Source organism: Neptunicella marina (assembly GCF_014270035.1).
Classification (GTDB): Bacteria; Pseudomonadota; Gammaproteobacteria; order Enterobacterales; family Alteromonadaceae; genus Neptunicella; species Neptunicella marina.
Genome location: NZ_JACNEP010000012.1, coordinates 89112 through 111892 on the forward strand (window position 1 = coordinate 89112; position 22781 = coordinate 111892).

Sequence of the window (22781 nt, forward strand, 5' to 3'; positions counted from 1 at the left end):
GGTTTTACCAGGGTAAAACGTCACCATTGGCATGCCAGAATGTGCCGGTATTATCTATTGATAACTGGTCAATTCTTTCTACAAGACCCTGAGCTGACTGCTCGGCACTTACGTCACCTGCACCGCCAACCATATCCGTTTGTACAAATCCCGGATGCAGAATCGCCACACTAAAACCACTGGCTTTTAGGTCATTAGCTAAAGAAACCGCACCCGCATTAAGCGCAGCCTTTGACATACGATAACCGTAATATCCACCAGAACCGTTATCCGCCATTGAACCCATACGGCTGGTTATCATCACAATTTTTGCATGCTGCGCTAATTGCGACAGTAAAAACTGTGTGAAAACAACCGGCGCCAACGCGTTGACCTGAAACTGATACATCATGCGGTTACAGTCCATATCATTAATGGTTTCATTACCCAGTACACCCGCGTTATTAATCAGAATATCAATCGTATTTTTACCCAGCGCTTCCTGCACACGTTGAAAACCAGCGGGTTCTGTCATATTGACTCCACTGATAATGGTCGCACCGGATTTCTCCAGTTCAGGCGAAGGGTGGCGACATACGGCAAACACCGTATCATTGCGTTTAATAAATTGTTGCGTGAGTGCCAAACCAATTCCGCGGTTTGCCCCTGTTATTAATACATTAGCCATGTGTCACTTCCTTTAAAATTCGTTGCAAATCGGCAGGTGTATCAACCCCGGCAGGCGGTAATTCACGGGCAATGTCCACATGAATCCGTTCGCCATGCCATAACACTCTGAGTTGCTCTAAAGACTCTATTTGCTCAATGCCTGAGGGCGGTAAATTAATATATTGTTTTATAAATCCGGCTTTATAGGCGTAAATACCGATATGTCGCAGATAAAAGTCACCAATTTCGTCAATAAACTCTTCATCCATAAAACGATTACGATCATAAGGAATCGTGGCGCGACTAAAATACAAGGCATAACCCAGTTTATCAGTTACCACTTTTACTGCATTTGGATTAAAGGCCTCTTCTGCTTCATCTATTTTAACGCCAAGAGTTGCCATCGAAGCAGCCTGATATTGATGCAGATTCTCTGCCACCTGAATAATATTGGCCGCCGGTACAAAAGGCTCGTCTCCCTGAACATTGACGACTACTTCATCATTGTTTAATTGCAATAGTTCGACTACTTCAGCAAGACGTTCGGTACCGGATTCATGGTGACTGCCCGTCATACAGACATTACCACCAAACCCTTCTACGGCTTGTTTAATTCTTTCATCATCGGTTGCTACCCAGATCTGCTCAGCCCCGGCTTCCTGTGCACGTTCATAAACATGTTGCACCATGGGTTTACCATGAATATCAGCCAGGGGTTTTCCGGGAAAACGGGTTGATGCATAACGTGCAGGGATAACAACGGTGAATTTCATGATTATTCCTTAATCTGTTCTAACTCATCACTACTTAAATTACGTGCCTCATTTTCCAGCAATACAGGGATGTTATCCCGAATGGGGTATGCCAGCTTGTCAAAGCGACATATCAATTCATTGTCATTACTTAATTGTAATTTTCCTTTGCACACAGGACAGGCCAGTATAGTGAGTAAACTTTTATCGAATGCCATGAGTTTTTATCGCCTTTATTTTTTTTAAAAAAAGTTGTCGAAATTCTTCGGTCAACTTAGCACTGACCGGCAGGTACCACCAATCATCCGCAGCAAAGTCTTTACACTTAACCGCATCTTTTTCAGTCATGATCACTGTACCTTGTGGTAAGTCCTGTTGCTTAAACGCATGGTGATCTGCAAACGTAAGGCATTGTTTGAGTTTTACCTGCCTGGATTTAAGCAAATCAAAAAAGCGTTGTGGATTACCAATCGCGGCAACGGCTGTCACTTCAGATTTTAAATCGCTTAATGACTGACTTTTACTTGGATGTTTGATATTGACTAACCGACCGGACTCAAGTGACATCAGAAAATCACCTTTTCGTACCATGCCGCCATTAATCACCACAAAATCAACCTGTTCCAAACGTTCTGCGCTTTCGCGTAACGGGCCCATAGGTAACAAATAATTGTTTCCCAGCCTTCTCTGACCGTCCATAACAACAATCTCGATATCACGTTCCAAAGCGTAATGTTGCAAACCATCATCACACAAAATCACATCACAACGATGTTGCTTCAACAAAAAGTCACCACCACGCGCACGATTCGGGTCTATCACTATCGGACATTGTACATGTTGACGCATAAGAGCCGGTTCATCGCCTACGTTTGCAGGCGAATCGGATTCAGCAACAAAATGTGGATAATCAATATTTTTGCCACCATAACCTCGTGACAAAATGCCCGGATGGTAACCTTCCTGACGCAACAACTGCGCTAATCGAATTACCAGAGGCGTTTTACCTGTTCCACCTACACTGATATTGCCGACTATGATAACTGGCACGGACAGACGATGCGTTCGACGCCAACCATTTTGGTAACTAATCCGACGTACCGTAGAAATTAACCAAAATAGTGCGGTTACAGGCCACAACAGCCAGACAACAGGATTTTTGTTATACCAGCACTTTTCCAGAAAACTCATTTAGACTCCATAAATTGCATTTGATGAAGTGATGCATAATGTCCATCTTTCGCCAACAGAGACTGATGATCTCCCTGCTCAATAATTTCTCCCTGCTCAATAACCAGGATCTGATCCGCTTTTTCAATCGTGGACAAACGATGGGCTATAACAATGCTGGTTCGTCCTTGTTGCAGGACATCCAGCGCATCCTGAATAAGTCGTTCTGACTCAGTATCCAAAGCAGACGTAGCTTCATCTAAAATCAATACCGGGGCATTAGTTAAAATAGCACGGGCAATGGCGATCCGCTGTCGCTGACCTCCAGACAACATCAGGCCATTTTCACCAACCTGTGTATCCAGCCCCAAAGGAAAATTATCACTGAATTCCAGTACATGAGCGGTTCTGGCAGCTTCGATTATTTGCTCACGAGTGGCATTATCGGCTCCGTAAGCGATATTGTTGGCGATTGTGTCGCTAAATAAGATAACTTGCTGAGAAACCAATGCGAACTGACGTCTCAGATCCTTGAGGTTTAGTTGCTGTATATCCTGTTCATCCAGTGTAATTGTGCCATGGTCAGGCTGATAGAAACGGGTAATTAAGCTGGAGATGGTTGACTTACCGCTACCTGAGCGCCCAACAAGCGCCAGTGTCTGACCATGGGATAAGTCAAAACTGATATCACGCAGAGCGTGTTGTTCTTTCCCTGGATAAGTGAAATCCACCTTGTCGAAACGAATATTCCCCTGCGCTTTTTGCAAAGAAACCACACCACTATCCTTTTCAGTAGCGCGGTCAAGAATATCGAAAATGCTTGAACAGGCTGCCATACCACGCTGAAAATCACTATTTATTGTAGTTAGCTGTTTCAGTGGTTTTAACAACATAATCATATTTACCACCACCTGAGTAAAAATCCCCGGTGTTAAATGCTCAACCATTTGCGGTACGCTGGCGATATAAAGCACCACAGCCAATGCAATTGACGCAATAATCTGAATAGAACTTACGCTTAAAATCTGTGCTACCAACAGTTTCATCACTTGCTGACGATTATAGTTATTGCGCTGAGCAAATTTCCGTTGCTCTTTATCCTGCCCCCCAAACATCAGTACAACTTTATGCCCCTTTACCGCTTGTTCAACATTGGCTGTAAGGTTGCCCATTGCATCCTGAATGCTGCGGCTGACTTTCCGAAAACGCTTGCTGACAACAGACACAACCAGCGCTACGGCGGGTCCGATTAGTAAAAACACCAGAGACAATTGCCAGGAGTAATAGAACATAGCGATTAATAATCCAACGACAAATGCCCCCTCTCTCACCATGGTTGCCAGCGCTTTACCCGCGGCATTAGCGACTTGTTCGGTATCATAAATTACTTTGGAAATCAGACTTCCAGCAGAGTTGCTATCGTGAAAGCTGACTGGCAAATGTAAATAATGCTCAAACAACTGTTGTCGAAAATTCATCACTACTTTGTTACCAATCCAGCCCAGGGTATAAGTCCCCATAAAATTGAACAGGCCGCGAAGAATAAAAATGGGCACCACAAACCAGGCCGCCATTCGTAAAAACTCGTAATTGCCACCGCCCAAACTATCATCGATCAAGGGTTTTAGCTGCGCAATAACCAGTGCATCGAGTAACGCATATCCAATCATGCCAATGGCAGAAACCAAAAAGGCCAGCTTAAAGTGACGCAAATATTGACTAAAACGACGAAATGTCGCCAATGATGTTTGTTTTTCGTTCATGTTTTCTCGATAAACGTGATTTACGAGGTCTATTGTACCGTTGGCAATAAAATTACCCAACTATCAAAGACATATTTAACAAAAAGATGCTTAATCAGCCGCTGTCACTGATTTGCATACCAGTATGGCAGGGTATCCTTTCTGAAGGTTTTTACCTTAATCGTTCGCTCAATAATAAAGCTAATCTGTCCTGTTTTAGCAGTATTTAAGGTGACTATATGGTTATCTTTATAACGTTTTACAACCTCAGGGCGCGGAAATTGCCACCGATTCAGATAACCTGTGCTGAACACTGCAAACTCGGGCATAACCCGCTGAATAAACGCTGTCGATGATGAGCTTTTACTCCCATGATGAGGCACCAGTAAAATATCTGCTTTTAATTGTATTGGAGTCTTCTCAACCAATTCCAGCTCTGACTTGCGTTCAATATCCCCTGCAAATAAAACACTGTGATGCCCATCGGAAATGTGAATAACACAGGAGCGGTTGTTTTCAGACTCCTTTAACGCAGCAGGTGGCCATAACAACCTAATCGTCAGAGATTGCCATTTTAATTGTTTTCCATGAACACAGCTGTCAGTGTTAGACATGACTTTTGCATCAGGATAGTGTGTTGACAACGGCCTCAGTGAGCCATCATGGTCCATATCGTGGTGAGTTATAAAGATATAATCCGGAGCCTGCAGGCCTTTTCGCTGTATGAGTGGCAATATAACGGCGTCAGCCATATTAAAGCCACTGTTGTAGGAAGGGCCAGTATCAATCACTATCGTCTTACCGTTACGACTAACAACCGCTGCTGCCCCCTGACCGACATCAAGTACCTCTATACGCCACTGTTCGCTGAAAACCGGCATTAAATAACTAAGAAATGGTACACATAACAAAACAGCAATAAGTCCTCGCCACTTAAAGGCTGGGATGATACAAATAAACAAACCAATTCCCATCATAAACCAGACAGCTAAAGGTGGCGCAGGGACTTGCATAACAGCAACCGATTCAGACAAATAACTTAACCCTTTCACTCCCAGTGTAATTGCCTTATCCACCAACCCAAACAGATATTGTGCTCCCGCAGGATAGACAGGCAGCAGACATAATCCGGCAAGGCAAACAGGTACCATTATTAACGTTACCAAAGGTACTGCCAAAAAATTTGCCAATGGAGAAATAAGACTAATAAAACCAAACTGCCAGGCCACCATCGGGATCATTAAAATACACAACCCCAGTTGTAATCTCGCGGCAATTAAAAAACGTTGCCAGTTCCCCCCACTTTGGCTGGTGACAGGCCACTTCCATAAAATAACGCCAATCAAACACACAGCATAAAAACTAAGCCAGAAACTGGCGGTTAAAATACTAAGCGGACTCACCAGTAACACCAATGCACAGCAACATATAATCAGTCTTCGCAATCCCAAATGCTTGGCATATATCATTAAAACACTGACTAAAACCAACATAAGGCAGGCACGTAACGTAGGTAAACTCATGCCCGCCAGAAACGAGTACAAACAGGCAACAATAGTGGCAAAAACCGCAGAGATCAGACGCAGATTAGTCTGCTTTCGGCTAAAAGGCGCAAGACATAGAGGCAGGAGCAAAAAAACTAAAGAGGCGACTATGCCCAAATGCAATCCGGATATAGCAACTAAATGTGCGACGCCCGTGTGTTGCAGCAATGTCCAGTCTTGCGTGTCAAGTAATCCCCGATATCCCAGTGTAAGTGCAGCTATCCAACCTTTGTTTTTTAGATTGAGTTCAATCAATGTATTTAATAACGATTGTCGCCAGCTAATTGAATCGTCGATAATTTTTGGCCGCAATTGACTAACCTGATAACCGGTCGCTCTTATTCCCTTGCTAATCAGCCATTGTTGATAATGAAATCCAACATCATTCGCCAGTGAATGTGCAGGTTTGAGTCTTAATTGCATAAGCAGGGTTTGCCCCTGACCGGGTATGAAAGCGGGTTGATGCCAGCTTATCCTGACTTTTACGTTATCACTTTTGATATTCAGTCCGTTAATTTTGTGGACTTTGAGTGTGAAGCGCAGAGATTCGTCTGGTGTTACCAGTGTGTGGACCTGCCCTTCAACTTGCAGGGTTTTCGAGATTAATAATGAAGGAAGTGTCCAGTTAGTAGCGTGATAAGCATTAAATTGTAACCACAACATACCTGTAATCAAACCAGTCACAAACCGCCATTTTGTGTGCATACAACACACAAGGGCGATAAGCACCAAAACAACGGTTTGTATGGTTGATAGCAATGAGGTCCAGTAAAGCGAAGAAAGGATGCCTGTGATAAAACCCACAAGCAGGTTAACCAAGACCCGCCCCCGGATCCTGGTCAATCATGGTATTACGCGTTATTAAATGTCTTGGAAAGAGAGGCAATTTTGTCTACCTCTTCACTTAACTGAGTAGCAATCTGATCCACTTTCTCAGCACTCATAAACGTATTGTCAGCCCCGGCGCTAATACGTTGCAGGTTCTGGCTAATCTCTTCACATACTTGCTCTTGCTGGTCTGTAGCCGTTGCTATTTGCATGGTATTTTCGGTTACCTCCTGCATCAAATCGTAAATATCATTAATGGCAGTTGCTGATTCTCCCGCATTTTCCACGCAACTCTCTGCCTGATGTTTACTTTCTTGCATGACTGCAACCCATTCCTGAATGGTTTTTTGCATACCTTCCAGATTTTTATGGATATTGGTGGTTGACTGCTGCGTTCGAGATGACAAGGCCCTTACTTCATCGGCAACAACGGCAAAACCACGCCCCTGCTCACCTGCACGCGCCGCTTCAATAGCCGCATTTAACGCCAGCAAGTTGGTTTGTTCCGCGATTGCCTCAATTTCGCTCATGGTTTCACCCACTTTTTCAGCTTCAGCAACCAGTTTATTTGCTGAGCTTGCCGCCTGCTCTACTGTATTTGCCAGTGTCTGTATCTTATTAGTACTGTTGGAAATTAAACTGCGGGTATTAGCACATTGCTCCCGGGTTTTATTAACCGTTTCACTGGTTTCAGCGGTATTTCTGGCGATATCCTGTGAGGTAGTCGTCATTTGATTAATGGCAGTGGCAATTTGCTGAACTTCTGTGGTCTGCGCTTCAATACTTTGTTTAGCATCAGTGGCTGAGGTTCGCATTTCACGCGCTAATGTCTGTAAATCCTGCCCCTGTGCCTGAGTCATGCCCAGAATGGTTCGGATTTTTGCCCGGGCAATCTTAATAGCAAAATCCAGCACAGAAACGGCACCTTTACCTGAATAGACAAAACGACTGACGCTGTCGAAATGGTTTTTCATTTCGGTACTGGTTGAGCTCAGGTTAAGTAATTCATTTTTAAACAAGATAAGTAAAAATAATGGAGATAATAACGCGGGTAATAAACTGGCCCAGCCTAGTGTTGCCCCACAAACAATCGCAAAAATAAGGGTTAATCCACTGGCAATTGCCCATTTTTGGGTGGTTGAAACCTCTTTTACAGCAGACATTTTGCCGCTGTTTACTGCACTGTAAAGTTCGGACGCGCGCTGTTTTAATTCCTCACTGGGCCGGGTTCTAACCGATTGATACCCAACTACGTTGCCATTACGGTAAACAGGTGTAACAAATGCATCAACCCAGTAGTGATCACCGTTTTTACAGCGATTTTTTACTACACCACGCCAGGAGCGTCCCTTTTTGAGATTATCCCACAAATCCTTAAACGCTGCGGCCGGCATATCAGGATGGCGAACCAGATTGTGATTTTTACGAAGCAATTCTTCTTTGCTATAACCACTGACATTGATAAAAGTCTGGTTAGCAAACTGGATAATGCCTCTGGTATCGGTAATACTCACCAAATCTTCATCCTGAGGAACAATCACTTCACGACCGGTTACTGACTCATTTCTGCGCATTGAACAATCCTATTAAAAGCTACTACCTTGGTCCCTAATCGGAACGATTGGCAATTAAGAGGTTAATTTTAGTTTATTTACTATTTTCTGTTCGAAAGGTTTTACAGTTGCCAAACACCCCTCGCTTAGCCTAGACTTCCCGCTTGCAACACGTCTTCTGGCCGAACCTTTTCCAGTTATTTTCGTCATAATGTATGTTTACCCATGACCAGAAAATAAAACATCCTGAGTGTCATAATTTTGCAAGCCTGATACTGCAGGATGACGAGGCCTAAACCTTTCAGATGTAGGATAGTATGCCTAAAAAACTACTTAAACGTTTTATTCCTGATCATCAGAGCATAAAACAAAACAAGTTTATCGCCTTGTTTGGCACCTTACTTCATGATGCTAACTTATGGCATTTAAACCGGCGCTCTGCCGCAGGCGCTCTGGGGATTGGGCTGTTTTATGCATTTTGGCCCGTGCCCTTTCAAATGTGGTTATCGGCCGCAACGGCTATCCCATTAAGGGTTAATTTACCACTTTCCGTAGCGACAGTATGGATTACCAATCCTTTTACTATGCCACCCATTTTTTATGGTGCCTACCTGGTTGGAGCCTGGCTCCTTAATACGCCACCAGTGAGTTTCGAGTTTGAAGCTAGCTGGCAATGGGTAGTTCAAAGTCTCGAAACTATTGGTCCCGCATTTCTGCTTGGATGTGGCGTCTGTGGCATCTTTTTTGGATTGCTTGGTTATTTTGGTTTACACCTAATCTGGCGCTGCTCGGTATCCCGGGCGTGGAAACAACGCCAGTTAGCAAGACAATCTGCTTAAAAACTTAATGCCCCAGTACTTTCGCGGGTTCTATTTTGGCGGCTTTTATCGCGGGAAATAAAGTCGCCAATAAACTTAAGCACAATGCAATACTCACCGTAAATATCACATCAGGCCATTGCAGTTGTGATGGCAGAAAATCGATAAAATACACATCTCCAGATAAAAACGCATGGCCGGTCAGTTTTTCAATTGCTCGCGCAATATCACTGACATACCAAGCACACACCACTCCGGCTAAAGAACCAAACAGGGTACCTAATATTCCGTTAATCGCTCCTTGATAGACAAAGGTACGGATAATAAAAGGATTCGCTGCCCCCATGGTTTTTAGCATGGCGATTTCGGCTTGTTTTTCAGCTACGGCCATCATTTGTGCAGACACAATGTTAAAACAAGCTACCGCAATAACCAGTGTTAACACCACGTATACCACCCAGCGTACCAATAAAATATCCTGATAAAGGTGGCCCTGAGTACGGGTCCAGTCAGAGATATAAACATGTTGCGCCAGACTAAAACCAATTTGACGCGTTTTTAGTGGCGCAATAAAGGCATCATCAAAATAAAATTGCAGTGCTTGTGCGCCTGAATCAACTGACACAATATCTTTAGCAAACTGTAAATGCATCAGCGCGATATGTTTATCCAGCTCGCCGCCCATACTAATACTGCCCGCAACCTCCAACCACTGGCTTTTAGGCGCAAGCAGCTGATTTTGTTCACCAAATTGCGGCAATAAAAGTTGGACTTTGTCCCCTACTGATACGTTTAACTGCTTCATTACCCCACTGCCTAACATAATGCTGTGAGGTTTGCTGGCGAACGCTGGCCAGTCGGGAATATCAATTGCTTTAAACAATGGGCTTTTACGATAAAGTGCGCTGTCGATGGCTGTTACTTCCACCGCTTTCATTTCAGCGCCTTGTTGCAATAACCCGGTTAATTTGATCACTGGTTGGGTAAAAACCACGTGAGGATCTTGTGCATATTGCTGCTGAATAGCTTGCCAGTTTTGCAAACCTTGCGTATTCACTGCAGTAATTTCACCATGCGGAATGATATTTAACAGTTCGTCTTCCAGCGCCTGCTCAAAGCCATTCATTACCGACAGAATTAAAATCAGGGTAAAACAGCCAAGTGCAATACCTAAAGTGGATGAGGCAGAAATAAAAGAGATAAAACCGCTTTGACGTTTATCACGCCTGAATCGCCACGCCAGTTGCCAGGATAAACTAAACATTAACCATCATATCCTTTGGAGCAGACTGGGTTAATACCCCGCTTTGTAGTTGCCAGATTTTATCCAGCTTTGACGCTAATTTTTGATCGTGAGTCACAATCACAAAACTGGTTTGAAAGTCCTGTTTTAACTCCCGGATTAGCTCGTAGATCGATTGCCCGGTTTTATCATCCAAATTGCCGGTTGGCTCATCGGCCAATACTATGGATGGGTTAGTGACTAAAGCACGGGCAATCGCAACCCGCTGTCGTTCACCACCAGAAAGCTGTGACGGTTTATGCTCTAATCGATGTGACAACCCCACTCTATCTAGCATATTTTGCGCGCTTTTTTTCGCTTTTGATGATGACTGTTTACCAATTAAAAGCGGCATCGCGACGTTTTCGATAGCGCTGAATTCAGGTAGCAAATGATGCATCTGGTAAACAAAACCGAGATGCTGATTACGAAACTGCGCCTGTTGCTTAGCACTAAAGGCAAAAATATCCTGTTGTTGAAAGGTAACCTGCCCTTCAGTCGGCGAATCGAGCGCACCCAGAATATGCAACAGAGTACTTTTCCCCGAGCCTGAGTTACCTAAAATCGCGACTTGCTCGCCGCTTTGCAGTGAAAAGTTAACCTGTTTTAATACATCAACCTGACTGGTGCCATCGTTATAGCTTTTAGACAAATTGGTACAACTTAATAAATTCATAAACTATTACTCATAACGAAGTGCTGACGCCGGATTAACATTCGCCGCGCGATAAGCAGGATAAAGCGTTGCCACAAAAGTTAACAGCAAAGACAATACCACCACTGTGATAACCTGATTTGGCGCAATCACCACCGGTAATTGGCTGCTCCCCGGTAATACCACAACGCCCAATAACGCAGTAAGGTGATTGAGTTGCGTTGCCAGCAATAATCCGCCGGCTAAACCAAGTGACGTACCTTTTACGCCGTTATACAAACCGTTGGTTAGAAATATCTTTAAAATATCGCCTGCTGTCATGCCCTGGGTACGCAAAATAGCAATATCACCGCGTTTTTCGGTAACCACCATAACCAACGCCGACACAATATTAAACGCGGCAACCGCCACAATTAACATCATCATCAGTGCCATCATGTTTTTTTCCATTTTTACCGCGTCAAACAATGCACCTTCGCGGGCACGCCAGCTTTCTATTTGTAATTTATCTGACATTGCATATAGTTGGTTTTCTACTTGTTTGTATGCAAAAGCATCGTCCAGAAACAGGCGTTGTTGCGCGACGTTATTCAAAGGTTTACGCATTAACCGCGCAGCATCAGAGATATTCATCAAAACGACTTTATCATCAAGTTCAGAACTTAAATCAAATATGCCGCTTACGGTAAACATACGCTGACTAGGCATAGGACCTAATGGCGTATACACCATCGCACCTGCCACAATTAATCGCACTTGATCACCTGTTTGCACGCCGAGTTGCCGGGCTAAAGCCGCGCCAATCACCACCTGATAAGATTTAGGTGCCAGCTGCAGCAAGCTGCCGGTTAACATATTCTCTGTGATGGCAGAATATTTTTGCATAACATCAGGCTCTACGCCTTGGATCTGCACGCCCTGCAACCCACGCTGTCCCTGGACTAACGCCTCGGCTTCAACCTGAGCGCCAGAGCCAATAACATGTTGCATAGCTAATACGGACTCTGAAGATAACGTTTTTTGCGGATCCTTAATTAGCAGATGTGGCACAATGCCCAGAATGCGTTGCTTGAGTTGATCTTCAAATCCGTTCATCACCGACGATACGGTTATTAACGCCGTGATCCCCAACGCAATGCCTGCAACAGAGAAAAAGTTGATAAATGCAATAAAATGCGAAGATTTACTGGCTCTTGCGTAACGCAAGCCGATAAAAGCAAAAGCTGGTTGAAACATGATTGGCCGTGCAATCTCTATAAATAACCGAAACCCAAACTGGCTGGCTTGCCACTTTGATTTCCGTGTGGTTTCCTTAATAATTCAAGATGATACGTGTTCAAACACAGTGGTACAAGCGGAGTAACAATGGACAATTTGAGTCTGGAACAAAAACAGCAACAATTTAATGAATTTTTTACCATAAAACACCCGCTTAAAGTCAATTTGCAGTGTTTGGAACATGACTATCCGCTGCCAACCAATGATGAAGAATTACAAGCCTGCATGCCCACACCGTTCAAAATTTCCAGTGAATTGACAGTGATCGAAACCCATGCACTTAAACCTTTGCGTCACTTAGGTGAACAAGCAACGCAATTAGTCGAATTTTTAAAACTTCAATCACATAAAATCGATTTGATCATGAGCATGGTGTTGCAAATGCAGGACGATGCGGAACAGCAATATCAAGGCATTGAGTTTGGTGGCAGCGGCATCAAAATAGTGTCAGATAAAGCTATGACAATTGGGCAGCTTGCGGAGCTAAAGTTGTTTTTAACTGAAGAAGCCGCAGCGGTTTACTGTTTTGGTGAAGTTATCGCTTGCCATGAAGAAAATGACCAGTACCATATCTCGCTGATTTTTAACCAGATCCGTGAGCAGGATCAGGATTTGCTGGTCAGAGCCAGCTTACATATTCAAACACAACAACTTAAAAAGCGCCGACAAAACTAATTCATGAGCATTAATATCCTTCAACCGGAGTTACCCGCCACAAAAGGCGATCATCAGTATTGGGGAAATCTACAAGGTAGCAGCGTCGCACTCGCCATCGCCCAAACAGCTAAAACAGCCAACAGTCAGATTTTGGTAGTCAGTGCGGATACGCCTTCAGCCATAAAGTTACAACAAGAACTGGCTTATTTTCTAAAGCCTTCGGCGTTAGAGGTTAAAGTTTTTCCGGACTGGGAAACCCTGCCCTACGATAACTTTTCACCGCACCAGGATATTGTCTCGCAGCGTTTAGAAACCCTGTTTCGTCTAACGCAAAAACAATCCGGCATCTTTGTGGTGCCGGTTAATACCTTGCTGATGCGCCTGGCGCCGGTTGATTTTTTATCTCAGTACCTGCTTATTCTCAATCGCGGTGAAACGCTGGATATCGAGGCGTTTCGTACTAATCTGCAAAAAGCCGGTTACCATGCGGTAAATCAGGTGATGGAGCATGGTGAGTTTTCCATTCGCGGCAGTATTATCGATATATACCCGATGGGCTCCGAACTGCCGTTTCGTATTGATTTATTCGATGATGAAATCGACACTATTCGTTTATTTGATCCGGAAACGCAGCGCGGTGGGGACAAAGTCGATAACATCCGTTTATTACCCGCACATGAATTTCCAACTGATAAACAAGCACTGAATTTATTTCGCGACCAATACAGCACCTTATTTGAACCAAGCAATGCCAAAGAATCATTGTTTTATCAGGTAAGCAAAGGCGTGATGCCAGCGGGCATTGAATATTATTTACCGCTATTTTTTGAGCAAACCGCTACCTTGTTCGATTATTTGCATCAGGACACTCTGATTGTGAATATGGGTGATCTCAAGCCTTCTATTGAGTTTTACTGGCAGGATTTACAGGAGCGTTACGAGCAGCACAGATATAACCCTATGCGCCCGCTGCTGCCACCGGACAAACTGTTTTTACGCAAAGAAGAGTTATTTGCCCAATATAAAGGCTGGCCACGCATTAGCCTGAGTAAAACCCAAATAGACGCCAAAGCAGGTCGGCATAATTTCACGACGTCATTAGCTGGCGATATCGCGGTTAAACCGCAGTCAAAGGTACCCACCGCATCCATTAAACAAGCGGTATCTGACTGGCAGCAACAAGGTTACAAAATTCTGTTTTGCGCAGAAACACAGGGACGGCGCGAATCTCTGTTAGAACTGCTAAAAAAAGCCGGCATTAAACCCAAAGAATTTGCCGACTTAGATAGTTTTTTAGCTGGCAATGCCGCTATTGGCATTAGTATCAGTTGGGCTGAGCACAGCTTTTTATTGCATCAGGATAATTGCAAACTTGCATTTATCACTGAAACCGAATTATTAGGCCATCGCATAAGTCAGCGACGTTTGCGCGATAAACGTCAGGCTACCGATGAGAATGCCATCATTCGTAATTTGGCCGAATTGGCAATTGGGCAACCGGTTGTGCACCTTGACCATGGTGTTGGCCGTTACCTTGGTTTGCAAACCTTAGATGCAGGTGGCGTAAGTACCGAATATTTATGTATCGAATACGCCAGGCAAGCCAAATTGTATGTGCCGGTGGCGTCACTGCATCTCATTAGCCGTTATACCGGTGGTGATAATGAGCATGCGCCAATCCATCAGTTAGGTTCTGACACCTGGGCTAAAGCCAAAAGTAAAGCGGCAGAAAAAGTACGAGACGTTGCAGCGCAATTGCTTGATGTGTATGCCCAGCGTGCCGCCAAACCCGGTTACGCGTACCCTGTAAACTGGGATGAATACCGCTCTTTTGCAGACAGTTTTGCTTTTGAAGAAACCGCTGACCAGCAACAAGCCATCAATGCCGTTTTAAATGATTTGGGCAGCCCGTCAGCCATGGACAGATTAGTCTGTGGTGATGTTGGTTTTGGAAAAACCGAAGTGGCGATGCGCGCCGCATTTATTGCCGCCAACGGCGGTCGTCAGGTCGCGGTTTTAGTGCCAACTACCTTGCTTGCCCAACAACATTTTGAAAATTTCCGTGATCGTTTTGCTAACTGGCCGTTTCGCATTGAAGTGATGTCGCGTTTTCGTACAGCCAAGGAACAAAAAGCCTCACTGGAGGCCTTAGCCGAAGGTAAAGTTGATATTTTGGTTGGCACGCACAAATTGTTGCAGGATGACGTTAAGTTCAACAATTTAGGTTTGGTAATTATCGATGAAGAACATCGCTTTGGTGTGCGCCAGAAAGAGAAATTTAAATCGCTGCGCGCCGAAGTGGACATTCTTACCCTTACCGCAACGCCTATTCCGCGCACCTTAAATATGGCCTTTAGTGGCATGCGTGATTTATCGATTATTGCGACACCGCCGGCTAAACGACTTGCGATTAAAACCTTTGTTAATCAAAAAGAAAAACAATTAATACGTGAAGCCATCATGCGTGAAATTTTACGTGGTGGCCAGGTGTATTATTTGCATAATGAAGTGGAAAGCATAGACAAAACGGCTCAGGAACTGAGCGAAATTGTGCCTGAGGCCAGAATAGCCATTGGACATGGGCAAATGCGTGAAAAGGAACTGGAACGTGTGATGTCGGACTTTTACCATCAGCGTTTTAATTTACTGGTATGTACCACCATTATTGAAACCGGTATAGATGTACCGTCCGCCAACACCATTATTATTGATCGAGCCGATCATTTAGGTTTAGCGCAGCTCCATCAGTTGCGTGGACGTGTGGGTCGTTCGCACCATCAGGCTTACGCTTATTTGTTAACGCCACATCCTAAACGCATTACCAAGGATGCCAAAAAACGCTTAGAAGCAATCGCGGAAGCGGAAGATTTAGGCAGTGGTTTTACCCTCGCTACACACGATTTAGAAATCCGTGGTGCAGGTGAATTATTAGGTGATGGCCAGTCAGGTCAAATCGCCTCGGTTGGCTTCTCATTGTATATGGAAATGCTCGAACAGGCAGTTAACGCGCTTAAAGATGGCAAGGAACCTTCACTTGAAACTGTGATGTCTACGCAGGCAGAAATCGACTTACGTTTACCTACATTATTGCCTGAAGATTATATTGCTGATGTGAATATTCGTCTGTCGATGTATAAAAAAATTGCAAGTGCCAAAAACAGTGAAGAGCTGGAAGAGTTGCAGGTAGAACTGATCGACCGCTTTGGCTTGTTGCCACAAGCCACTAAATATTTGTTTAAAATCAGTGAACTAAAACAAGTCGCGCAGCGTATCGGCATTAAAAAAGTTGATGCCAATGAACGCGGTGGCATAATCGAATTTAATGAAGTCACCAAAGTCGATCCGAGTTACATTATTAAACTCATTCAAACTCGTTCTGACACGTTTAAATTAGATGGCCCACAGAAGTTGCGGTTACAGTTTGAACTTGCAGAGCAACAAAAACGGTTGGATTTCATCAGCAAAGTGCTGATGGATTTAGCACAACACTTGCAGGCGGATCCCTCTTGAAAAATGCATTAGTGCCAGCGTTAGCACTGATATCAACGCTTATCTCTCCCGTTAGCCAGGCAAAAGGCAATGACTGGTGGTTTGATATCGAAGTGATTGTCTTTAGCCGTAATAGCGATAGTGTCAAAGAACAATTCGACCCGGTGGTAACTCCTATCGATATAAGTTCAGCCAAAGATATCCTGACGCCTTATCTTGCACCTGACTTAAGTTACTTACGACAGATGTTGTCAGGTTGTGAATCTCAAAAACAAGGCCAACAGGTTTCACCTTTATTTTATACAGAAGACTTTGACTCCGGTATGCAGGCCTCTGTGCAAATACCTGATTGGCTGATAGATATAAATAATCATATTGGCAATCTCGGTTGTATATCCGATGGATTGGCTTTTTCGCCCCGCGACTATGATATACCGCAGTTACCCGATGAGGTCCCAGCCAAAATAGATGGTGTTAGCATGCGTTATCCATCTGATTTTGATTTACTTGAATATAAAGATTTGGAGCTCACCAGTTTATACCGACAACTTACCAGACAACGTGGTGTACATCCTTTATTGCACCTGGGCTGGAGACAAGACGTTCCCTTTGGTCGCAATAAAGCCACAGCCATTCGCCTGTTTGCCGGCAAAAACTACTCTTCCGAGTTTGATTACTGGGGAAACACGGTTGAAAAACCACAGGAGCCCTCAGGTTTAAATACAGAGCTTGGGGATTACCAGGCTGCAAACCAGCAAAATATTGTTGATCGTATTGAACAGGCGATCAGCGATGATGACACGCCTGCGGTAATTAAAAAGAAAGAACAATTTGTGCAGCAATCTTTCGATGGCCAAATCCCAACGGAAGTGTGGCAACTTGATGGATTATTTAAAGTCTTTTTACAATATACCCCGCAAAAAGTGCCTTATTTACATATTGATAGTCAATTAAATTACCGACAGCCCGGGGCACTTTTAAATAATAACCAAGCGGTGTTAACTGAGGCAGGTGCGCCAAAACAGTTTTTATACAGTTACCCGTTTAACCAGTTACGGCGTGTTATCAGTAAAGAGTTACATTATTTTGATCACCCCTATTTTGGCATGATTGTACAAATACGCCGTTATTACATGCCCGACCCACCACCGGAATCTGAAGAGTAATAAAAGGAAAACCGTTGAAAATATACACGCGAAATGGTGACAAGGGTGAAACTCAGATTTATGCCGACAAACCCATTCGTAAAAAGAAATCTGATATCGAACTTAATTGCTACGGAACACTGGATGAATTGAATAGCCATATCGGTTTATTAATTGCCAATATGACTGAGCACCGGATAGAAATACCGGCACGTTTAGCAAATATTCAAACCGCATTGTTTGAAATTGGTTTTGGCATATCGGCCCAAAGTCAGTTGCAAAGCTCACAAATCAAACAACTCGAACAGGATATCGATAGTTTTACGGCAGCGCTTGCCCCTCAAACCAGCTTTATCCTTCCAGGCGGTCACATATGTGCTGCTCAGGCGCATATATGCAGAACAATCGCCCGACGCGCTGAACGTGAGTTAGTTGCATTGACCGAATATTATCAAGTGGCAGATATCCACCTGCAATATATTAATCGCCTGTCCGACTACTTTTTTGTTTTGGCGCGTTTTATTAATGTAAAACAAGGGGTGGAAGACACCCCATTATCAAGAAGTTAAGGCTGACGATGTAAACGCCAGTCATTGATATATCCCAGTAATCCGGTAAGCAAAACTAACCACCCCAAAAGCAGCAATAATTGGTTTGCCCGGTTTATTGTGTCTTTTACGGCTGTCAGCCTGAATGTTCGGCTACCGCTTTCAACGTCAATATTAAATAACTCTCCCTGGTAGTTTGATTCCACCAGATAGTATTCGTTTTCACGCTTAATCATTTCAACACCTTTTGATGCCATTTTCTGCCGAATTTCATCTCTTTGCTCGTCAGAAGCACCTTCCATCTGTTGATGATAGATATGCCGCCAGTTAGAAAAAACCTCCTTGGATTCTCCTGGATATACGATGCCTTTAGAAACATACTGGTAACTTTTTTCACCAAAAATCAGTGCCTGTGATCCAGCAACAATACAGCATGAGCCCACAATAACTGCAATGGCATAGATTTTAAGCCAGATTTTACGTTTACGTTGCAGGTTATACTGAGTATTTGATTGCCATTCTTTTACAGCTGGAATGGTACTTAAACTATTCATAGCGGTCGCTGACAGTGGTGATAAAAATTGCTGCAATGACATATTGAGACAACCTAAAATTGCATCCAGCATATCGGCAGACGGCACCGATTTGTCATTTTCCAGTTTTGACAAATAAGACTGCTCTATACCAATCGCCTGTGCCATTTCTGGTTGAGTTAAGTTCTGTCGCTGCCTAAGCTGCTTCAATCGTTCACCAAATTTCATTATTTTATCCTAAGTCATTGAAATGCAGGTGTAGTTTTTGTTATTCATGCAGGAATAAGAAGATGAATATGGATGAATTTTAACGAATATTATGATTTGGATAAATCTGCAGCTAATTGACTGGCTTGTTTCCATTTCTCTTTTTGTTTTAAACCATGAAAGGTGTACTCGGGATGGCTCAACAGCCTGCTTAACCTTGCACTGGCAATATAATCAATGGGCAAACCATCTATCACTTGTATTGCTGCGCTTTGATTTTCACACAACAACACCATATCACACCCGGCTTGCATTGCATTTTGGGCACGCTCAAGATAACTCTCACTTTTAGTTAACGGGCTGCTCGAAAGATCATTGGAAAATACCACACCATCAAAATTCATTTCCAATCGTAAATATTGTCGCAACCAAATTTTTGAATAACTCACATCTTGTTTATCAACACTGGGATAACTGGCATTGGCCGCTATTACAGCATCAAGCATGCCCGCCTGATGTAATTCAGTGAATACCCGCATATCGCCCTGAGTGAGCATGGATGCAACTCGTTTATCAACATATTGCGATTTATCAGAACTTTTTAAAACATGGCCTGCTCCCGGATAATATTTGCCACAACTTTTCATACCCGCAGAACGCATGCCATTAATAAAGCACCCGGCTAACTGGGTAATAATGGTTTCTTTTGCATGAAAAGCACGTGATGGTATTGCGGCTGATTCTGTAGCGATATCCAGTAAAGGAGCAAAATTTACGTCAATGTTGCAGGCGAGTAACTCGGCACAAATTAACCAGCCAAGCTTTTCTGCGTAATCTGAAGCTATATCTAAGTCACCTGAGGCTTTCAGATACACTCTTCCCATATCAGGCACGGGAGTAAACTCACGTTTAAAGTTAACTGTATGACCGCCTTCCTGACTGGTGGCAATAAGTATATCTCCCCTTGAGATACTCCGAATGTCATAGGTTAAGCGAGACAATTGCTCAATATCGAAAAAATTATTTGCATCAAGGTACACACCACCAACCAGCGGATGTTCCAGTAATTCTTTTTCATCTGCACTGATTTGATAGCCTGATAATGCCATCATAACTGGCCCCATAGCAGTCATTCCTTAGTGCACTAATCGATGATTAGCATTAAACATTAAATTTATTAACCGCGCCTCTTAACCTGACGACTAATTCAGACAAACGTTCGAGGCTGGTAGACACTTCATCAGTGGTGGTAGCGCTCTCCTGCGCCAGCGTAACGACTTCATTTAAACTTGAGGTAATACTTTGCAATAAATTATCCTGATGACTGGAATCGGTTACGATAATTTGGTTTGCATCTTTCACTTCGTTAATCGCAGTTTGAATCTCCACCACTGCACTGGATACTCTCTGGCTTGTCGCTACTGAAGAGGATGCCTGCTCCTTACCTTTACTTATAGCACTAACCGCTTTTGATGCACCATCCTGTAACTGATTAATCATCGACTCAATTTCAGCCGTGGATTGCTGAGTACGTGTCGCCAAAGTTCGTACCTCATCGGCAACAACAGCAAACCCCCGACCTTGTTCGCCCGCGCGTGCCGCCTCTATTGCGGCATTAAGTGCAAGCAAATTAGTCTGCTCAGCAATGGTTTTAATCACATCCAGTATTGAACTGATGCTTTCTGTATTGTGGTGCAATTGATTAATAATTTGTGCAGATTCTTCTGCTTGTTGGGCTTGTTGCGTCGTTTGAGACTGATTGTCCTGAACCAGTTTGCTGATCGTGGCAGTTTGAGCATTGGCGCGCTCTATCGCCAGCATATTAGAATTAATTTGTTCGAGTATCGTGTTTGAGCTTTCACGAACCTGTTGTGTGTTATTTGATGTGGAAGCGATTTTACTTTGCTGCAAATCGGCTTTTTTAAGCGTTTGTTCACCTAATACTGAACTGCGTTTTATTGCCTGCTCAAGTGTATCTGCATGTTGTGCAATTTCCTGTACCGCATCATGCATGTTCGCAGCCATGCGATTTACGTTTTTCGCCAAAGCGGAAAATTCGTCAGAACCACTATCATCGGCTTTATGAATCAAGTCTCCCTGACTCAAAATTTTCAAACTTGTGCTGATTTTCCCCAGCGGAACCGAAATACTTTTTGCCGCCCAAACCCCAATACCAACAACCAGTAACAAGGCCAGCACAGTAATCCCGTTTGTTCGCCAGATATTGCCCTTAACCACATCAAGAATATCCTGCTGACCTTGTAACGTGCTGTTATTGATATCATTAAACAGCGTAGCCATTATTTGCTCTGCGTTAATCAGCGCCGTCTCTGCTAAAGCTGAATGTTCGGCCACATCGCTTAGTAAAACTATTTTTTGTTGATGTAGCTCAATTAACCCACCCTCACCTTTTAGCAATTCGACAGCTTTATTTTTCTGTTGATTGTAGGCTTCTAGCAACCCATCTGTATTTAGACTTGCTCCAATTCGATTAATAAACTGGGTATTGGTGGTTAAGTCCCCCAGTGAAAACTCAATCGTTTGTTCTATCGCATCAGAATTTTCCTTGTCTGATGAAGCCAGCAATTCTTTTGTGCTATTCACCAGTGCCACCAGAATGTAGTCCAGTTTAGTACCCACTCCAACAACTTCGGCTAACTGCTGATTCGTCTCGGCGCCATCAAGGTAAGACATATCGAGTAAATTGGCACCTGCATCTTCAGCAGCAAACCTAAAGTCCTTAAACTGCAGTTCTAACCGGGTTGATAAAGAAAAAACCTTTATTTTGTTTTGATACATCTGACGTGTTTTTTCTATGTAATCTTCAATGGCGGCTCTTCCCTTATCAAACATGCCATCGCTTTCCTGTTTGATGATCAGGGATTGTAACGATTGCCAGGTCTTATCAAGCTCTTCTGCACTTTGACTAAATTGGGTCTGACTGCTGTTTAAAGCCTGCATATCCTTAGAGAAAAAGCCTCGCAGGGATATCTTGGATAGCTGAATAACTTGTGATTGCAACTTAATAATTTGCGCCTGAACCGGCATTTTTTGTTCTGCAACTACCGCGGCAGACTGACGAATGTTAGATAAGCCAAAATAGGATAACAAATTGGTAAACAGCAACAGCAACGCAAAAATAACAAAGCCTGCAACAATCTTACTTACAACAGTAGTTGGCATGAAAGGTTTTCCTCCTGCGCTGCAGAATAATGGCGAATGTTAAGAAAAAGCTAAATCTATCTTAAATATGTATCGCTCCAGATGCCAAAATATTTACTGCAAAATTGAAAACTTATGTTGAAATCTTAGTCAAACTATTTAATTTTGTAGAAGATATCAGCACAAATCGGAATTGGCTCTAGGAACTTCAAGCCTAACCTGATTATAATGGCAATTGAATTTACGCAGACAAAAAAGTATACCTAATGGATCAGAATCAAGAATTGAAAAAGGCAGGTCTCAAAGTCACCCTACCCCGACTTAAGATTCTGGAAATACTCCAAGACCCGGCAAACCAGCATATAAGTGCAGAAGAAGTATATAAAATACTACTGGAGCATGGAGATGAAATTGGCTTAGCCACAGTATACCGTGTTCTTAACCAATTTGACGATGCTGGCATACTGAATCGCCATCACTTTGAAGGTGGTAAATCAGTATTTGAAATAGGCCATAAGGAACACCATGACCATTTAGTCTGTTTAAAATGCGGCAAAGTTATTGAGTTTGAGGACCCGATTATTGAGCGCCGTCAGGAAGAAGTCGCGGCTGAAAATAATATAAAACTCACTCACCACAGCTTGTATCTTTATGGTGAATGTAAAGATAAGTGCGACGAATAAGTTAATTGATTGTGTCGTCCTGAAATAGGTTGACGGTTTTTCAAAGGCCAGTAGATTTTCTACTGGCTTTTTTCATTGTGCACTTGA

At 43.4% G+C, this 22781-nt stretch carries 19 protein-coding genes; 6 read left to right on the forward strand and 13 right to left on the reverse strand.

Going from position 1 to position 22781, the window contains the following annotated elements:
- Positions 1–4 precede the first annotated feature (4 nt).
- From H8B19_RS14045 to H8B19_RS14075, 7 genes are all read right to left on the reverse strand, one after another.
- Entirely contained in the window at positions 5–667 is a 663-nt protein-coding gene (locus tag H8B19_RS14045; RefSeq protein ID WP_186507517.1) for an SDR family oxidoreductase, read from the reverse strand.
- Positions 660–1421, reverse strand: a complete 762-nt coding sequence (gene kdsB, locus H8B19_RS14050) for a 3-deoxy-manno-octulosonate cytidylyltransferase (RefSeq protein ID WP_186507518.1) — start codon at positions 1419–1421, stop codon at positions 660–662. Before kdsB ends, H8B19_RS14045 begins: the two co-directional genes overlap by 8 nt.
- Positions 1422–1423: 2 nt before the next feature.
- Positions 1424–1618, reverse strand: coding sequence for a Trm112 family protein (locus H8B19_RS14055; RefSeq protein WP_186507519.1), 195 nt, complete (start codon positions 1616–1618; stop codon positions 1424–1426).
- On the reverse strand, positions 1605–2591 hold the full coding sequence (gene lpxK / locus H8B19_RS14060) for a tetraacyldisaccharide 4'-kinase (RefSeq protein ID WP_186507520.1): 987 nt from the start codon (positions 2589–2591) through the stop codon (positions 1605–1607). The genes H8B19_RS14055 and lpxK overlap by 14 nt, the downstream gene beginning before the upstream one ends.
- Positions 2588–4333, reverse strand: coding sequence for a lipid A export permease/ATP-binding protein MsbA (gene msbA, locus H8B19_RS14065; RefSeq protein WP_186507521.1), 1746 nt, complete (start codon positions 4331–4333; stop codon positions 2588–2590). Before msbA ends, lpxK begins: the two co-directional genes overlap by 4 nt.
- Before the next feature lie 104 nt (positions 4334–4437).
- Positions 4438–6660, reverse strand: coding sequence for a DNA internalization-related competence protein ComEC/Rec2 (locus tag H8B19_RS14070; protein ID WP_338401533.1), 2223 nt, complete (start codon positions 6658–6660; stop codon positions 4438–4440).
- A gap of 47 nt (positions 6661–6707) precedes the next feature.
- Positions 6708–8258, reverse strand: a complete 1551-nt coding sequence (locus tag H8B19_RS14075) for a methyl-accepting chemotaxis protein (RefSeq protein WP_186507523.1) — start codon at positions 8256–8258, stop codon at positions 6708–6710.
- Positions 8259–8554: 296 nt separating this feature from the next.
- Between H8B19_RS14075 and H8B19_RS14080 the strand changes: the two genes are divergently transcribed.
- Positions 8555–9076, forward strand: a complete 522-nt coding sequence (locus H8B19_RS14080; RefSeq protein ID WP_186507524.1) for a DUF2062 domain-containing protein — start codon at positions 8555–8557, stop codon at positions 9074–9076.
- A 4-nt stretch (positions 9077–9080) separates the two neighbouring features.
- Here the strand turns inward: H8B19_RS14080 and H8B19_RS14085 are convergent, their stop codons facing one another.
- From H8B19_RS14085 to H8B19_RS14095, 3 genes are read right to left on the reverse strand one after another with little or no spacing between them, the layout of a single operon-like run.
- Positions 9081–10319 (reverse strand): lipoprotein-releasing ABC transporter permease subunit, encoded by a 1239-nt coding sequence (locus H8B19_RS14085; protein ID WP_186507525.1) that lies wholly within the window; start codon positions 10317–10319, stop codon positions 9081–9083.
- Positions 10312–11013 (reverse strand): lipoprotein-releasing ABC transporter ATP-binding protein LolD, encoded by a 702-nt coding sequence (gene lolD, locus H8B19_RS14090; protein ID WP_186507526.1) that lies wholly within the window; start codon positions 11011–11013, stop codon positions 10312–10314. Before lolD ends, H8B19_RS14085 begins: the two co-directional genes overlap by 8 nt.
- 6 nt (positions 11014–11019) lie before the next feature.
- The gene (locus H8B19_RS14095) at positions 11020–12228 is read right to left on the reverse strand and encodes a lipoprotein-releasing ABC transporter permease subunit (protein ID WP_186507527.1); all 1209 of its coding nucleotides are present in this window, start codon (positions 12226–12228) and stop codon (positions 11020–11022) included.
- Positions 12229–12357: 129 nt separating this feature from the next.
- Between H8B19_RS14095 and H8B19_RS14100 the strand changes: the two genes are divergently transcribed.
- The 4 genes from H8B19_RS14100 to H8B19_RS14115 are packed head-to-tail and all read left to right on the forward strand — an operon-like array spanning position 12358 to position 18130.
- A complete protein-coding gene (locus H8B19_RS14100) occupies positions 12358–12945 on the forward strand; it encodes a PilZ domain-containing protein (protein ID WP_186507528.1) in 588 nt (195 codons plus the stop codon).
- Between the two features lie 3 nt (positions 12946–12948).
- Positions 12949–16437, forward strand: a complete 3489-nt coding sequence (gene mfd, locus H8B19_RS14105) for a transcription-repair coupling factor (RefSeq protein ID WP_186507529.1) — start codon at positions 12949–12951, stop codon at positions 16435–16437.
- Positions 16434–17582, forward strand: a complete 1149-nt coding sequence (locus H8B19_RS14110; protein WP_186507530.1) for a CsiV family protein — start codon at positions 16434–16436, stop codon at positions 17580–17582. Before mfd ends, H8B19_RS14110 begins: the two co-directional genes overlap by 4 nt.
- Positions 17583–17596: 14 nt before the next feature.
- The gene (locus H8B19_RS14115) at positions 17597–18130 is read left to right on the forward strand and encodes a cob(I)yrinic acid a,c-diamide adenosyltransferase (protein ID WP_186507531.1); all 534 of its coding nucleotides are present in this window, start codon (positions 17597–17599) and stop codon (positions 18128–18130) included.
- Here the strand turns inward: H8B19_RS14115 and H8B19_RS14120 are convergent.
- From H8B19_RS14120 to H8B19_RS14130, 3 genes are all read right to left on the reverse strand, one after another.
- Positions 18127–18870, reverse strand: a complete 744-nt coding sequence (locus tag H8B19_RS14120; protein ID WP_186507532.1) for a helix-turn-helix domain-containing protein — start codon at positions 18868–18870, stop codon at positions 18127–18129. The two genes, H8B19_RS14115 and H8B19_RS14120, sit on opposite strands and share 4 nt — an antisense overlap.
- Before the next feature lie 89 nt (positions 18871–18959).
- Complete coding sequence (nagZ, locus tag H8B19_RS14125; RefSeq protein ID WP_186507533.1) at positions 18960–19961, reverse strand: beta-N-acetylhexosaminidase; 1002 nt, start codon at positions 19959–19961, stop codon at positions 18960–18962.
- Between the two features lie 49 nt (positions 19962–20010).
- Positions 20011–22032, reverse strand: a complete 2022-nt coding sequence (locus H8B19_RS14130) for a methyl-accepting chemotaxis protein (RefSeq protein WP_186507534.1) — start codon at positions 22030–22032, stop codon at positions 20011–20013.
- 245 nt (positions 22033–22277) lie between these two features.
- Here H8B19_RS14130 and fur point away from each other — a divergent pair, with 245 nt between their 5' ends.
- The gene (fur, locus tag H8B19_RS14135; protein WP_186507535.1) at positions 22278–22694 is read left to right on the forward strand and encodes a ferric iron uptake transcriptional regulator; all 417 of its coding nucleotides are present in this window, start codon (positions 22278–22280) and stop codon (positions 22692–22694) included.
- Positions 22695–22781 lie beyond the last annotated feature (87 nt).